The following is a 14984-nucleotide window of genomic DNA, read 5'->3' on the forward strand; positions in this document are numbered from 1 at the left end:
CTCCAGAAGACTCGTGTGACCGGCACCCCAGCACGGGCCCCCGACCTGCGTCCACGGGCCGCGGGCAAGACGTGGCGGGCGTCCAATCGAACGTTGTTCGGGTTGTGCGGGGAGCACAGTGCGGCCCGAATCGGGCGGGCGTTCGACCTTCCGGGGGCCCGGGTGCGTATGACCCGTCATGAGGCAGACGGCACGGAACCGTTCGCGGCGGCCCGGCGCTCTCGCCGGCGCTCTCGCGCTGGCCGCCGCGCTCACGGGCGCCTGCGGGTTCGACCCCGCCCAGTTGGGCGCGGCCCGTCCCGCCGCGCAGGGCACCCAGGCCGCGTCCGGCGCGCCGGCCGGGGGGACTCCGCGCGGGTTCGACGAGCGCGAGTTCCAGGAGGACGTCGGAACCGCCGTGACGATCACCGACGACTTCTGGCGGCGGCACTGGGACCGCCTGTTCACCGGTGAGTACGACTCACCGCGCGTCGCCGGCCTCTACGACGGCCGCGACCCCGCCTCGGCGCCGGTGTGCGGCCGCGAGCGCCTCGAACCCGACAACGCGGCCTACTGCCCGGCCGGGGACTTCGTCGCCTGGGACGCCCACCTGATGCGGTCGGGCTACGCGCGCGGCGACGCGTGGGTCTACCTGGTGATCTCGCACGAGTGGGGCCACGCGATCCAGAACCGGCTCCGCCGCGGGCTGGTGTCGCCCGCGGCGGAACTCCAGGCCGACTGCCTCGCGGGCGCCGTCCTCTACGGCTCGTCCGACGACGGCACGCTGAAGTTCGAGGACGGCGACGAGCAGGAGCTGGTGGACGCCTTCAAGGTCATCGGCGACAAGGCGCCGTGGACCAAGCCCGGCGACCACGGCTCGGCGGTCCAGCGGCTGCGCAGCTTCTCGCGCGGCGGCGAGAACGGCGTGCGCGCCTGCTTCACCTGAGGCGGCGCTCCACCGACTCGACCTTGGCGTCGAGGGCGCCGGTCACGCCGGGCCGGATGTCGGCCTTGACGACGAGGCTCACCCGCGGCGCCCTGGCCGCGACCGCGTCGGTGGCGGCCTTCACCACGGCCATCACCTCGTCCCACTCGCCCTCGATCGTGGTGAACATGGCGTCGGTCCGGTTGGGCAGGCCGCTCGCCCGCACCACCCGGACCGCCTCGGCGACGAGTTCGCCGACCTCCTCGCCCGCACCGAGCGGGGTGACCGAGAACGCGACGAGCATCGCGCACCTCCCGAACCTAGGGCTGGACGACCTGCCTCACCACGATCTCATCCAGCCGCCGCTCGACGACCACCCCCACCGGCCAGTCGCGCACGAGGCAGCGCAGCAGCGCCGCCTCGTGCTCGGCGAAGGAGGGGTCGCAGCCCTGCTGCTCGAGGCTGGAGCGGATCGCCAGGACGTAGTCGGCGTCGGTGAAGCCGGGGACCTCGCGGACCATCGCGGTGGTCGTGGCGCGGTGGGAGTTGAGCCCGGCGAAGGAGCGGCCGCATCCGCAGCCGCCGTCGGGATCGTTCCGGTCGCGGGCGCACACCATGCCGATGTGGACGAGTTCGCCTTCGACGCACCAGTCGAAGTCGTTGTCGCGGAATCCCTGGCTGGAGTTGGTGGCGGTGAGAAGTTTCAAGGCCATGCCCCCCTCGGCTCGCGGACGCCCGACCACCGTACGACGAGGGTCTGACGTAACGTCGGGGACATGAGCGAAGACGACGTCCTGCTGCACCGCGACGGCCCCTTCACCACGATCACGATGAACCGGCCGCGCCGCCGCAACGCGCTCTCCCGCGCCTTCCTCGTCCGGCTCACCGAGGCGTTCCAGGAGGTCGGCGGGACCGACGCCCGCGGGGTGGTCCTCGCCGCGAACGGCCCGGTCTTCTCCGCCGGGCACGACTTCGCCGACATGGCCGGGGCGTCCCACGCCGACGTCCGCGACCTGCTGCGGGTGTGCACCGACCTGATGCGGACGATCCAGTCCGTCCCGCAGGTGGTGGTGGCGCGCGTGCACGGCCTCGCGACCGCCGCCGGCTGCCAGCTCGTGGCGAGCTGCGACCTGGCCGTCGCCGCGCGGAGCGCGGGCTTCGCGGCGCCCGGCGGCAAGGGCGGCTGGTTCTGCCACACGCCCCTGGTGGCGATCTCCCGCAACGTCGGCCGCAAGCGCGCCGCCGAGATGGCCCTCACCGGCGAGGTGTTCGACGCCGCCACGGCCGCCGAGTGGGGCCTGGTCAACTACGCGGTGCCCGACGAGGAGCTCGACAAGGCCGTCCAGGACCTCCTGCGGCGCGCCACCCAGGGCAGCCCGCGCAGCAAGGCCCTCGGCAAGCAGGCGATGTACGCCCAGTTCGACCGTCCCGAGCAGGACGCCTACGCCTACGCGGTCGAGGTGATGGCCGCCTCCAGCCAGACCCCGGAGGCGCAGGAGGGCATGACGGCGTTCCTGGAGAAGCGCCGCCCGGAATGGCCCGCCTAGGGCCTGTACAGGGGGATACCGGAAAGGGCCGCTCCGTTCTCGGGAACGGTTCGCCGGGTGTGTAGGGCGGGCGGGACTCGAACCCGCGACCGGGAGATTATGAGTCTCCTGCTCTGACCAGCTGAGCTACCGCCCCGTGGCGTCGCCCCGCACCGTCCGGGGACTTCGCCGGGTGCAATCCTAGCGGCGGGCGTTTCACGGCGGCCACCGCGAACGCCGATGTCCTCGGAACGCGATGTCCTACCTGAGGGGGTGGGATGTCATACCTGGTACCGAGTGACGGGTCCGGGTACCCGTCGGTAGGGTCCCGCGTATGTCCAGACGCATCCTCGCTCTCGTGCCCGTCCTGCTGGCGCTGGTCTTCGCCGGCGCCTGCGACGGCGGGTCCGGCGGGCCCGCGAAGAAGGCCGACTTCGACGCCGCGCAGACGCTTCGGCAGGCCGCGCAGGCCATGGGGGCCCTGAAGAGCGTCGCGTTCACCCTGGAGTCCGACGGCAAGACCCCGGTCATGGTGAAGAGCGGCGACATGAAGCTGCTCCGCAGCGGCGACGCCCAGGGGACGCTGACGGTCGAGCAGCAGGGCCAGAACGTCGAGATGAAGGTCGTCGCGGTCGGCGACAGCATCTACCTGGACGCCGGGACGGGCGGCTGGCGCAAGCTGCCGAAGGCCCTGGCGGCGAGCGTCTACGACCCGGCGGCGGTGCTCGATCCGCAGCGGGGGATCGCGAAGCTGCTGACGTCGGCGCGGGAGCCGTCGCCGGAGGCGGTGGAGAAGGTGGACGGCAAGGAGGCCTACCGGGTGGCCGCGAAGCTGCCGAAGGACCAGGTCGCGGGCCTCATCCCGGGCATCAACGAGGACATGGACGGCCAGGTGTGGGTGAGCAGGGCCGACCACCGGCTGCTCAAGGTGCGGGGCGCGTTCCCGAAGGGGCAGGGCGCCGTGGTGATCAGGTTCACCGAGTTCGACGCGCCGTACAAGATCAGCGCGCCGCGGTGAGCGCGCGTCGCCGGGTCGCGATCGGGGCCGGCGGCGCGGTGGTGCTGCTGGCCGCGCTGGACGCCTACGTCGTCACGACGATCCTGCTGCCGGTGGTCAAGGACCTCGGGATCCCGGTGAACCGGCTGGAGCGGGTGACGCCCGTCCTGACCGGGTTCCTGCTGGGGTACGTGGCGGCGATGCCGCTGCTCGGGCAGCTGTCGGACCGGTTCGGGCGCCGGCCGGTGCTGCAGGCCTGCCTGGTGTTCTTCGCGGTCGGGTCGGTGGTGACGGCGCTGGCGCAGGACGTCCCGGTGCTGACGGCGGGCCGGGTGGTGCAGGGCGTGGCGGGCGGTGCGCTGCTGCCCGTGACGATGGCGCTGGCCGGTGACCTCTGGGAGGAGCGGCAGCGGCCGGTCGTGCTCGGCGCGGTGGGCGCGGCGCAGGAGCTGGGGAGCGTGCTGGGCCCGCTGTACGGGGCGGGGATCGCCGCGGCGTTCGACTGGCGGGCGGTCTTCTGGATCAACCTGCCGCTCGTGGCGGTCGCGATGGCGGCCGTGCAGGCCGCCGTGCCGGGTGGACGCGCGGCCGGGTCCCCACAGGAAGCGCGGCCGGGCGTGGACGTCGTGGGCGGCCTGCTGCTGGCGCTCGGTCTCGGGTTGCTGGTCGTCGCCGTCTACAACCCCGAGCCGGAGGAGGCGGCGCTGCCGTCGTGGGGCCTGCCGGCGCTGGGCGCGGGCGCCGTCGTCCTGGCGGTGTTCGTGCTGTGGGAGATCAGGTCCCGGACGCGGCTGCTCGACCTGTCGGGCGTGCGGCGCGGGCCGCTGCTGGCGACGCTCGGCGTGAGCCTGCTGTCGGGCGCGGCGCTGATGGTGACGCTGGTGGACGTCGTGCTGGTCGCGCAGACCGTCCTGCACAAGGACGCGACGGACGGCGCGCTGCTGCTGACGCGGTTCCTCGTGGCGCTGCCCGTCGCGGCGGTGGCGGGCGGACTGGTGGCGCGGCGGGTGGGGGAGCGGTGGCCGATGGCGGTGGGGATGGCCGTCTCCGCCGGCGGCTACCTGCTGATCGCCGGCTGGCCGGCCGACCTGGCGAGCGCGTCGTACGGCCCGCTGCCGAGGATGGACGTCGACCTCGTGGTGACCGGCCTCGGCCTCGGCCTGGTGATCGCGCCGGTGTCGTCGGCGGTGCTGGCGTTCGTCCCGGCGGCGCGGCACGGCGTCGCGTCCGCGGCCGTGGTCGTCGCGCGGATGATGGGGATGCTGCTCGGGATCTCCGCGCTGACCGCGTGGGGGTTCCACCGGTTCCACGCCCTCACCGCCGACCTGAAGCCGCCGCTGCCGTTCCTGATGTCCAAGGACGAGTTCGCGCGGCAGATGAAGACCTACAACGCCGCCCTTCAGGACGCGCTGCGGACCGAATACCAGGAGATCTTCTGGATCACCGCCGGAATGTGCCTGCTGGGCGCGCTCCTCGCCCTGGCCGCCGGGGGCCCGCGAGGCGCCGGGACGCCGGAGGGCGCCGGGGCCCTGCCCGATGGCCGGATCCGGTCATCGGCTCGGCATAACGGCCCTGAAATGGGAAATGATTCGGCCACCGGAGATGTGCCGATCAACGAACGCGGGAATATCCTGGGAAAGGACGGCTAAAGGCCTCTTGCCGGGAGGGCACACCCGGGGAGGTGATCGCAGATGCGCGGGTCCGGCATCGGGCCGGGAGGCACGCCGGCCGCCAGGCTGCGCCGGCGGCTCGGTCTGGAGCGCAGCGAACTGCGCCGCCCGGTCGACCGCGTCCAGCGGCTGATCGCCCTCGGCCTCCTCCTGCTGCTGCTCGCCGTCGCCCCGCCGCTCGCCGCCTGGACGGCGTCCTGGTCCTACTCCGCGGGGACGCGCGCCGAGCAGGCGGAGCGGGCGGAGCGCCACCAGGTCGTCGCCACGGTCACCTCGACCGGCGGCCTCGGCTCCTCCGGCGACCGCTACATCCACGAGACCGTCCAGGCCAGCTGGCCGGGCGCGGACGGCCGGCCCCACGTCGGGACGCTGCCGAGCTGGAAGAACGCCAAGGTCGGCGCGCACCGGACGATCTGGGTGGACCGGCAGGGCGAACCGACCGTCCGGCCCCGCCCGCACAGCCGCACCGTCACCGACGCCGCCTACGCGGCCGGCGCCACCGTGCTCGGCTGCGCGGTCCCCGTCCTGTGCGCCTACGCCTTCGTCCGCCGCCGCTGCGACCGGCACCGCGACGAGATGTGGGAGGCCGACTGGGCCCGCCTGGACTCCGCGGGCCACAACCCGCGCTCCTGACGCGGGCCCCGCATCGCCTAGGGACCGCCTAGGGCAGGAGGGCGCGGGCCGTCTGGACGAGCACCGCGTTGTCGGTGGCGGGCGAGCCGTCGGGCAGTTCGAGGGTGTCCTCCAACCCGATGCGGACGTCGAGGTTCAGCCGGACGGCGAGCCGCAGCACCGGCCAGGCCCCGCCCTCCTCGCCGTGCAGCAGGATCGGGCGCGACAGCCGGGTGCCGAGCTCGTGCAGGAGGTCCTTGGCGGTGTCGGTCGCCGTCTCCGGGTCGGTGTCGGTGACCTCCGCCAGGATCCGCAGCACGTGGTGGGCGTGCGGCCAGCGCAGGAACCGCTCGGCCGCGTCGGTGCCGGAGAAGACGCCGGCCTCGATCGCGACGCCGCGTTCGAACAGCGCCTCGGCGACCAGCTCGGCGCCCTCCTCGTGGAAGTTCACCGAGGCGTGGTCGGGAAGCACCGTCCAGGAGCGCACCAGGGCGGCGCGCTCGACCGGGTCGGGCGCGGCCCAGGCGCCGGTCGTCACGCCGACGGGCATCGACGGGACGGCGGCGCGGACGGCGGCGACGGTCTCGGCGACGCGGGGCGCCCGCAGCGTGTCGGCGCCCGCGTCGTCCTTCGGGTGCAGGTGGGCGTCCTGAGCGCCCACGTCGGCGGCGGCGCGGACCGCGGCGGCGATCTCCTCCGGGGACGTCGGCACGCCCTCGGTCCGGCTTCCGTTCGGGCAGACCTGGAGCATGCCCACGATCATCTCAGGTGCCGGTCAGGGCGTGATCACGCAGGGTCCCCCGCCGCAGACGTCCACGACGGTGCCCGTCGTGAGGAACACCGCCTTCTGCCGGCGCGCGTCGGCGTTGTTGCGCGGATCCGAGTGCGGATCGCGCCCCTCGGTGGGGGGCGTGTTCGTGAGCGGCGGGACCGGCGAGCCGCTGTCCCAGACGACCATGGCGGAACCGCCGTAGGACGAGCCGAACGTCGGGATGCCCCAGTAGGGCGCCTCGTCCGGGACCCGCCCGGGGACGACGGTCGGCGCGTGGACGCGGGCGCCGATCGTGCGCGCCTCGACCTCGGCGGCGACCGGCGCGACCTGGTGGTCGCCGAACGCCACGTGCATGAGCACCCGGTGCTTCGGCGTGTTCGGGAGCGGGTCGTCCGTCATGTGCCACGCGTAGCCGTTGGCCTCGCCGCGGTCCCACAGCATCTGGATCAGCGCGAGACCGATCTGCTGGTCGAGCCTGTCCGGGTAGAACAGGTCGAGGACCTTCGCGTACTGCGGGAAGTCGGCGCTGCGGTTGAGCAGCGTGCTGTAGTTCATCGCCGGGACGCCGAGGACGGCGCGGCGGACGTCGGGCGAGACCGCGGTGAGCGCGCCGCCCATGATGCCGCCCTGGCTGTTGCCGTCGTAGGTCAGCTCGGCCCCGGTGTCGATCAGTGGCGCGCCCGCGGCGTTCTGGAACGCCTTGTTCCCGGCGAACCCGCGGGTCATCGCGCGTCCGAGGAAGGTGAAGTTCACGAGGCTCTGCTGGAGGCGGTCCGCGACCGTCCGGAAGCGGGTGAGGTCGGCGAGCGCGGAGACGACGTTCGGAACGTCCTCGTCCGCCATGCCGATCCACTTGGTCGCGCAGAACACGAAGCCGTGCTCGGCGGCCATCGCCTTGACGTTGCCCGCGTCGACCTCGCCCTCGTTGCCGAGCAGGCCGTGCCCGTAGAGGGCGGGGCGCGCGGGCCGGGTGAGCGCCGAGCGCGGGATCTCGCACTGGAACGGGACGGCCTGGGAGTTGCCCGGCAGCCGCGAGGGCAGGCCGTCCGCGCCGCGGTGCAGGGCCGAACCGGGCACTCCGCCGTACTGGTCGAGGTAGCTCGGCGCCCAGACGATCCCCTTCACCTCGCGGGCGATCTTGTCGTCCACGTCGTCGGCGACCTGCGTCACGAGGAACGAGGGGGAGCGGTCGCCGAGCCCGCGCAGCGCGTCGTCGCGCATGTGCAGCACGGGCCCGGTGAGGCTCTGCCGGCTCGCGACGGTGAAGTCCCAGGCGAGGTAGAGGCCGTCCCGGCCCACCCCGCGGGCCTTGAGCGCGGCGAGGACCCGCTTCTCCTGGCGCTGCCGCGCCGCGAGCGGGTCGGTCGACGGCAGGTCCGGCCCGAGGATCTTGGCGAACGCGGCGTTCGGCCCGATCGGGTTCCCGGACGCGTCGCGCAGGTTGCGCAGCGCGACGGCGTAGCGATGGCCCTCGCGGAAGTTGCGGGCCGGGCGGACGATCAGCGCCCGGCGGTCGGCGGGCGCGTTGGCGTCCAGTTCCGCCCAGTACGGCCAGAGCTCACCGGTGGCGGTGTCGACGATCACGATCGGGGCGTCGTCGCGCAGCGAGGCGCCGATGTCGGTGACGGGCGCGGCGCCGGTGCGGGCGAGGTCGAGGCCGGGGACGCGGCTGAGCAGCATCGAACCGGGGGAGAAGCCGTCCGCGCGGTTCCACTCGGCCGGCGACACGGGGACGCCGAGCGCGTTCTTCAGCGTGGTGCGCATGTGGACGCGGCGGCCGGTGGCCGTGCCGCCGTCCGCGACCGTGTACCAGTCGTTCGGGAACGGCAGCAGGCACGCGGCCGGGTCGATCGGGTCGCAGCCGTCGCCCTCCTGCGCCGCGGCAGGCGGCGCGGCGGCCGGGCCGGTCAGCAGCGCGAGGGACGCGGCGAGCGCCGCGAATGCCGACAGGGTGCGCTGGGGGAGACGCAACGTCCACCTCCGGGGGATCCGCGGCGATAGCGGGATCTTGGTCTCAGTGCACGCTCAGGTCAATGGGTGTCCGGAACTGGTCAGCCTTCTTGTCGGCTGAGGTCGGCCCGTAGGAGCGCAGGACGACGGGCGCGCCCAGCGCGTCCTCGATCGTCTCCACGGGATCGCCGAGCGGGGCGTAGACGGGGCGCGCTGCCAGGAGGCGGCGGGTGAGGGCGGCCTGGCGGTCGAGGTCGGGCGGCCCGGTCTCCAGCCGCCCGACCCGTCCGCCGTCCATCTCGTAGGAGCGGCAGACACGCAGGTCCGGACGCGCCCCCGCTACGTCCAGGTGCGTGACCGCCAGGCCGTCCACGCCGCCCGCCGCCTCCAGTGCGTACCGGAGGGCGACGGCGTCCAGGTGGCCGACGCGGAACGCGCCCTGCCAGCGTCCCGTGCCGTTGTGCGGGTCGGGGAGGTCCGCGGTCAGCGCCGGGTCCTCGGTGACGAACGGGCCGGGGCCGTGGCGGGTCGCGTACGCGCGCAGCACCCCGAGCCGCGCCGCGGACGCGCCCGCCTCGGCGAGCAGCGTCTCGGCGTTGGCGAACGTCGTCGTCGACCACGTCGTGTACGGGTGGAAGCCGTGCCACTCGTCCAGCAGGACGCCCTGGGCGCCCTCGAACACAACGTCCCCGGCGCGGAGCAGGGCGGCCAGGTGGTCGGGGCCGACTATCCGCACGTGCTCGGCGAAGGCGGTGAAGGCGTCGGCGCAGGCGCCGACGTCCGGGACCTCCTCGCCGTCGGGGAACACGGCCCTGTACCAGTCGCGGACGGCGGCGAGCCGGCGCCGCAGCCGGGCGGGCGACAGGCAGTCGCCCGCCCGCGGCGGGTCGTCGTGCGCCAGGGCATAGGACGCGGTCTCGCCGACGCCCATCCCGCACGACCCGTGCCGGGCCGCACCGCGCGCCGACTCCCGCGCGCGGTTGGCGGCCCGGTGGTAGGGCGTCGTCAGCAGCGCATCCCGGTCGACGGTGAGCCGGGCGAGCGCGTCCGGGACGCCGAGCGTCCGCAAGTGGTCGGCCTCCGCCGCGAGCGCCAGGGGGTCGACCAGCATGAACCGCGACAGGTGCGTGCGGACGCCCGGCACGAACGTGCCCGAGCCGAACTGGGCGAACGTGTGGTGCCGCCCGTCCGGCGCGACGACGTTGTGCGCCGCCTGCGCGCCGCCGTTGAACCGCACGACCGCCGTCGGGAGACGGGCTCCCGTGGCTGGCGCGGCGGTGCGGCAGAGGTGGTCGACCACCGTGCCCTTGCCCGCGTCCCCGAAGCCGAGGTCGACGACGATCACGTGGCCCATGGCTCAGAGGCGGGTCGTCGCGGACGGGCCGGCGGAGTCCAGGCCGGGCGGCGTGGCGGAGACCGCGACCGGGGCGCGGGCGGCGTCCAGCCGGGCGAGCGCCCGCGACACCGAGGCGCCGGCGTCCGAGCCCGCCTCCGCCAGGTGCTCCAGCCCCTCGCCGAGGTCGATGGCGTCCTCGGCGAGCCCGATCGTCAGCGCGATCGTCTCGCAGACCGCATCCAGGTCGTCCAGGTAGAGCACGTTCTGGCCGAGCAGGCCCTGCCAGAAGTCCTTCAGCTCGCGGCTCCCGGAGTGGTAGGCGCCCTCCGGGATGATGAAGTACACGTCGTACTTGCGCCGCAGCTCGCGGACGAGCTCGGCGATCGGCACGTCCTCGTCCGGCTCGCCGCCGATCACCGCGGCGATCTCGCGCCGCTTCGCCGCCGGGTAGGCCAGCTCGTCCCCGATCATGAAGAGGTAGCCGCGCCTGCCGCGCTTCTCGAAGCAGTCGATCGAGGTGTGCCGCGCCATGAAGTACATGGCCAGCTCGTACGACTCGCGCATCTGGCCGCCGCCCCCGCCCTCGAGGAGGATCTTGCCGAGGTCGTCGTCCATCCGGTTGTCGGCCTCGAACTGCCCGATCTGCAGCGGCGCCCGGTCGCAGGTCGCGTCGCCGACCGCGCCGAACAGGATGTGCGGGTGCTCGACGTACCCCTTGCGCAGCAGCAGCCCGAGCAGGTCGGGGAGCTTGGACTGGAGCGTCCGCGGCACGGTCCCCATCGAGCCGGTCACGTCGAACAGCACGCCGATCGCGAGCGACTCGGGGTGGTCGTGCGAGTCCCGGCTCTCCCGGGCGGTCACGCCGCGCGGGTCGAGGTCGGGGTGGACGGTGGTGGCGCCGCCGTCGGAGTAGGCGAACGCGCTGGCGCCGGTGGACGCGCGGTAGCTCGCGCGGGCGGCGTAGACGTCGGTGGACCAGTTTCCGCTTCCCATGGTCTCTCCTTCAGGCGGGAACGGGCAGGTGGAAGGGGCGGAAGCGGCGCGGGCCGTAGAGCCGCTCCAGCAGCTCGTCGAGTTCGGCCAGCAGCCGCCAGGCGTCGGAGGGGCGCCGGTTCTGCGCGGGCAGCGTGCAGCCGCGCGCGAACGAGCGCATCGCCTTCGGGGCCTTGTCGCCCATGAGTTCGGTCATGCACCGGGTGGCCATGAAGATGTCGGTCGCCGGGCTCGCCGGCCGCCGTCCCGGCACCTCGGGCGGGTACCGGTCGGCGTACCGGTCGACCATCGCCGGGACGCGCCCCGAGGGGTCGGTGTGCGCGTAGCAGCCGGGGACCGAGTAGCACCAGTCGACCAGGACCAGGCCGTGCTTCTCCGGATGGATCATCACGTGGTCGGGGAGCACCGCGCCGTGCAGCACGCCGGCGCGGTGCGCGAAGCCGAGGCCCGCCAGCAGCCGCCGCCACATCCAGGCCGCGTCGCGCGGGTCGACGCCGCCGGGGTAGGCGCGCCCTACCTCGGCCAGGGTGTGGAAGCCGTCCAGCGCCTCGATCGCGTTGACCTGCCGCTGCGCGCCGGTGGCGGCGTCGCGGTGCCGGAACGACTCGACCAGCCGCGGGACGTACGGCAGGAACCGCCCGTCGCCGTCCTTGACCAGCTGGCGGAGCGCCACGGCCTCCCGTTCGACCAGGTCGCCGTCGGCCGGGTCGCGCGGCATCTTCAGCAGCACCTCGCGGCCGGGCTCCGGACGCGCCGCGTACAGCACCGCGAGGTCGCCGCCGATGGGGTCGCCCTCCAGCCGGTACGCGTGGCGGCGCGTGGTGATCAGCGTCTCGTCGCCGCGGTTGTAGGCGCGCCAGAGCGAGGTCAGCCTGACGAACGCGTCCCGGGTCCGGCCGCCGTTCGCGTCGGGGTGGACGAGCCGGGCCAGCCGCCGGTAGCGCCGCACCGCCTCCGCCTCGTCGTCGCCGAAAAGGTCCGCGGGCACCCGCGCCCCGTCCAGCAGCGCCAGCGCATCCTCCAACTCGCTCGCACTCATCTGTGCTCCCTGTGGGGTGGCGACCCCCCACACCCCCCGGTTCGCTCCGCTCATCTGTGCCTCCTGTGGGGGGCCGACCCCCCACACCCCCCGGTTCGCTCCGCTCATCTGATTTCCTCCTCCCTGCTCGGCCGCAGCAGCGCCGGGTGCAGGAGGCGGGCGTCGCCCGCGCGGTAGAGGCGGGGGCGCGGGCCGCCGCGCCGGCCGCCGCGGTCGGACGTCGCGCCGGTGCTCTCCACGAACCCGGGCACCGACAGGACCTTGCGGTGGAAGTTGCCGGCGTGCAGCTCCTCGCCCCACACCGCCTCGTACACCGCGCGCAGTTCGGGGATGGTGAACTCGCCGCCGCAGAACGCCGTGGCGAGCGGGGTGTACTCCAGCTTCCCGCGGGCCCGCTCCAGCCCGTCCGACAGGATCCGCGCGTGGTCGAACGCCAGCCGGCGGGTGGTGCCGGGGCGCTGGTCCCCGGACTCGGTCAGGCCCAGCGCGTCCACCGGCACCCACGCGGCGTCGGCCGCGTCGCCGCCCGCCTCGGGGTCCGGCAGCTCGGGCGCGAACGCCAGGTGGGCGACGGAGATGACGCGCATCCGAGGGTCGCGGCCGGGGGAGCCGTAGGTGCCGAGCTGCTCCAGGTGGACCCGGCCGAGCATGCCGCCCTTGGCGCTGAGCCCGGTCTCCTCGGCCAGCTCCCGGACGGCCGCGTCGGGCAGGTCCTCGGCGTCGGTGCCCTGGAGCGGGCCGCCCGCCTGGACGAACCCGCCGGGCAGCGCCCACATCCCTTCGTAGGGGGCGTTCCCCCGCCGCACCAGCAGGACGTGGAGGGCGCCGTCGCGGATGGTGAGCGCGACCACGTCCACCGTCACGGCGACCGGGTCGTAGTCGCGCGGATCGTAGTTCGCGAGGAACTCGCTCTCTTCGCGCCTCGGCTCGGGGGCCATCCGCTTCCTCCCATCGATCTCGGACTGAGTAAATCTCAAAGTGAGTTCATCTCGATATGAGAAGAACATAACCCGGACGGAGGCCGCTGTCCAGTCCGTTCCCCTGAGACGGAACGAGGGCGCCGCCCCGGGAAGGGGGCGGCGCCCTCGTTCGAGACGCCCTCGGGTGTCCGGTGGAGCCTCGGTTCGGCGGAACTCTACAAAACAGAAGTTCTCCGGCGCGGACTCGTCAGCGGCGGTGCCGGCCGCCGTGCGGTGGCTCGTGGTGCTCCCCGCCCTGGCCGCGCCCGCCCTGCGGGCCGTACGGTCCGGCCCGGTGGCCGCCGGAGTCGTGGCCGCCGGACGAGTACGGGTCCGGGACGCCCGGATCCAGCGCGTACGGGTCTTCGACCGGGCCGGACGGGTACCGCTCGCCGGGCTGGGGCTCGCGGGCGAACTGGCCGCCCGGCTGCCGTCCCGCCGAGTACCGGCCGGTCGGGTAGGGGGTCTCCGGCGTGCCGGGCCGCCGCTCGGCCGGCCAGCCTCCCGTCCCGTAGGGCCCGGGGGAGGAGTAGGGGTCCCGCGCGCCGGGCGGCGGCGCCATGCCCGGGGGTGGCGCCATGCCGGGCGGCGGTGCCATGCCGGGCGGCGGGGCGGGGGCGAGCCGCGCGGCGAGCGGGCGCTCGGGCGGCGAGTCCAGGAGCAGCTTCATCTGGCTCTTGCGGCGCCCGTAGAGCAGGTAGATGACGAGCCCGACGGCCATCCAGACGGCGAAGTACCCCCACGTCCGCACGTTGAGGTTCAGCATCAGCCAGCCGACCGCGACGATCGTCACGAGGACGACCAGCGGCGCCGCGGGCATCCGGAACGGGCGGTGCAGGTCGGGCTGAGAGCGGCGCAGCGCCAGCACCGCCGCCGCGACGAACAGGAACGCGAACAGCGAGCCGATCACGACGAGCTGCTCCAGGGTGAGCACGTCGATCGTCTGCGACATCACCACGGCCGCGCCGCCGGCGAGGAGCGTGGCGCGGGAGGGCACCTTGTAGCGGCTCATCGCGGCCAGGGGGCGCGGCAGCAGGCCGTCCCGCGAGATCGAGAACACCACCCGGGTCAGGCTGATCATCAGCACCAGGATCACGGTGGTCAGCGCGAGCATCGCGCCCACGTCGACGATCTTGCCCATCGCGCCCGCGCCGACCGAGTCGAACGCGGCGGCGAGCAGCAGCTTGTCGGAGTTCAGCTTGGCGATCCCGTCCATCCCCATCATGCCGACCAGCGCGAACGCGACGGCCACGTACAGCACGATCGCGGTGAGCAGGGCGGTGAGGATCCCGCGCGGGACCTTGCGGGGCGCGTCGTCGGTCTCCTCCGACGCCGTCGCGATCAGGTCGAACCCGATGTAGGCGAACGCGATCACGGGCGCGGCCGCGAACATGCCCCAGGCCCCGAACACCTGCGGGGTGCCGCCGCCGACCGCGCCGAGCACGGCGTCCAGCACCGTCTTGTCGCCCGCGGGCGCGGGCTGGGAGGGCGGCAGGAACGGGGTGAGGTTGCCGGGGTGGAAGAACTTCAGCGCGGTCGCGATCACGAGGCCGATCACGATGACCTTGGCCATCACCATGAACCACAGCGACTTCAGGCTCAGCCGGCTGCCGCTGGCGAGCATCAGGACGACCAGCAGCAGGATGCCGAGGGCGAACACGTCCGGCCCCTTCTGCTGGCCGATCACGTCGCCGAGCCAGCCCGGGATCGGCACCCCGAAGTCGTGCAGGGCCTGCGTCGCGTAGAGGGACCAGACGCGCGCGAGCACCGACGCGGCGAGCAGCAGCTCCATGAGCAGGGCCCAGCCGACCACCCACGCCCAGACCTCGCCGAACGCGACGTAGCTGAACGAGTAGGCGCTGCCCGCAACCGGGATGATCGAGGAGAGCTCGGCGAAGGCGAGCGCCGCCAGCACGCACACGCCGCCCGCGATGAGGAACGACACGAGCACGCCGGGTCCCGCCGTGCTGGACGCCTGCTCGCCGGCGATCTTGAAGATGCCGGAGCCGATCATGACGCCCAGGCCGAGCACCACGAGGTCGCGGGTCCGGTAGACCACGCGGAGCCGGTGCCGCCCGCCGTAGAGCCGGCCGGTCGCCTGCTCGACGGGCAGTCGGCGGAACATGTTGTTGCGCATGCGCATGTCCAAGGTCATAGGTGGTCCCCCAGGGCCTGAACCCGCGCCGCTGTTCGCGAGGTGATGGCTTGCCGAAGTCCCTAAGAATT

General features: G+C 73.9%; 14 protein-coding genes and 1 tRNA gene. 5 read left to right on the plus strand and 10 right to left on the minus strand.

Translation table 11 applies throughout. The features are described 5' to 3' along the window. Positions 1 to 178: 178 nt before the first annotated feature. Complete coding sequence (locus ABWI07_RS40215; RefSeq protein WP_353821738.1) at positions 179 to 925, plus strand: neutral zinc metallopeptidase; 747 nt, start codon at positions 179 to 181, stop codon at positions 923 to 925. On the opposite strand, the gene ABWI07_RS40220 is transcribed toward ABWI07_RS40215, so the two are convergent. Then, the gene (locus ABWI07_RS40220) at positions 918 to 1208 is read right to left on the minus strand and encodes an MTH1187 family thiamine-binding protein (RefSeq protein WP_141577257.1); all 291 of its coding nucleotides are present in this window, start codon (positions 1206 to 1208) and stop codon (positions 918 to 920) included. The genes ABWI07_RS40215 and ABWI07_RS40220 overlap by 8 nt on opposite strands. Positions 1209 to 1224: 16 nt before the next feature. Continuing rightward, complete coding sequence (locus tag ABWI07_RS40225) at positions 1225 to 1617, minus strand: DUF7715 family protein (RefSeq protein ID WP_149257516.1); 393 nt, start codon at positions 1615 to 1617, stop codon at positions 1225 to 1227. Between the two features lie 63 nt (positions 1618 to 1680). Between ABWI07_RS40225 and ABWI07_RS40230 the strand changes: the two genes are divergently transcribed. Then, positions 1681 to 2451, plus strand: coding sequence for an enoyl-CoA hydratase-related protein (locus tag ABWI07_RS40230; RefSeq protein ID WP_149257515.1), 771 nt, complete (start codon positions 1681 to 1683; stop codon positions 2449 to 2451). Positions 2452 to 2513: 62 nt separating this feature from the next. On the opposite strand, the gene ABWI07_RS40235 is transcribed toward ABWI07_RS40230, so the two are convergent. Beyond that, a tRNA-Ile gene (locus ABWI07_RS40235) sits at positions 2514 to 2587 on the minus strand. Positions 2588 to 2764: 177 nt separating this feature from the next. On the opposite strand from ABWI07_RS40235, the gene ABWI07_RS40240 reads away from it, so the two are divergent. Genes ABWI07_RS40240 through ABWI07_RS40250 form a run of 3 tightly spaced genes read left to right on the plus strand, consistent with a single transcriptional unit; the run spans position 2765 to position 5730 of the window. Then, positions 2765 to 3448: an LppX_LprAFG lipoprotein gene (locus tag ABWI07_RS40240; RefSeq protein ID WP_353821739.1), complete on the plus strand. Its 684-nt coding sequence runs from the start codon at positions 2765 to 2767 to the stop codon at positions 3446 to 3448. Then, positions 3445 to 5076, plus strand: a complete 1632-nt coding sequence (locus tag ABWI07_RS40245; protein ID WP_149257512.1) for an MFS transporter — start codon at positions 3445 to 3447, stop codon at positions 5074 to 5076. The genes ABWI07_RS40240 and ABWI07_RS40245 overlap by 4 nt, the downstream gene beginning before the upstream one ends. Before the next feature lie 42 nt (positions 5077 to 5118). Beyond that, a complete protein-coding gene (locus ABWI07_RS40250; RefSeq protein ID WP_149257511.1) occupies positions 5119 to 5730 on the plus strand; it encodes an Rv1733c family protein in 612 nt (203 codons plus the stop codon). Between the two features lie 28 nt (positions 5731 to 5758). Here the strand turns inward: ABWI07_RS40250 and ABWI07_RS40255 are convergent, their stop codons facing one another. The 7 genes from ABWI07_RS40255 to ABWI07_RS40285 form a co-directional block, all read right to left on the minus strand. Next, complete coding sequence (locus tag ABWI07_RS40255) at positions 5759 to 6460, minus strand: 3-keto-5-aminohexanoate cleavage protein (RefSeq protein WP_149257510.1); 702 nt, start codon at positions 6458 to 6460, stop codon at positions 5759 to 5761. A 24-nt stretch (positions 6461 to 6484) separates the two neighbouring features. Then, complete coding sequence (locus ABWI07_RS40260; protein ID WP_353821740.1) at positions 6485 to 8452, minus strand: hypothetical protein; 1968 nt, start codon at positions 8450 to 8452, stop codon at positions 6485 to 6487. A 43-nt stretch (positions 8453 to 8495) separates the two neighbouring features. Beyond that, entirely contained in the window at positions 8496 to 9785 is a 1290-nt protein-coding gene (locus ABWI07_RS40265) for an adenylosuccinate synthetase (protein WP_353821741.1), read from the minus strand. A gap of 3 nt (positions 9786 to 9788) precedes the next feature. Next, the gene (locus ABWI07_RS40270; protein ID WP_353821742.1) at positions 9789 to 10760 is read right to left on the minus strand and encodes a hypothetical protein; all 972 of its coding nucleotides are present in this window, start codon (positions 10758 to 10760) and stop codon (positions 9789 to 9791) included. Between the two features lie 10 nt (positions 10761 to 10770). Beyond that, positions 10771 to 11799 carry a molecular chaperone DnaJ gene (locus ABWI07_RS40275; RefSeq protein ID WP_353821743.1) on the minus strand — a complete coding sequence of 343 codons (1029 nt, stop codon included), beginning with the start codon at positions 11797 to 11799 and terminating at the stop codon, positions 10771 to 10773. Between the two features lie 104 nt (positions 11800 to 11903). Then, positions 11904 to 12737 (minus strand): NUDIX hydrolase, encoded by an 834-nt coding sequence (locus tag ABWI07_RS40280; RefSeq protein ID WP_149257506.1) that lies wholly within the window; start codon positions 12735 to 12737, stop codon positions 11904 to 11906. Between the two features lie 229 nt (positions 12738 to 12966). Further along, positions 12967 to 14913: an amino acid permease gene (locus ABWI07_RS40285; RefSeq protein ID WP_353821744.1), complete on the minus strand. Its 1947-nt coding sequence runs from the start codon at positions 14911 to 14913 to the stop codon at positions 12967 to 12969. Positions 14914 to 14984: the final 71 nt, after the last annotated feature.

Origin of the sequence: Actinomadura sp. NPDC000600 (assembly GCF_040492135.1) — a bacterium.
Taxonomy (GTDB): Bacteria; Actinomycetota; Actinomycetes; order Streptosporangiales; family Streptosporangiaceae; genus Spirillospora.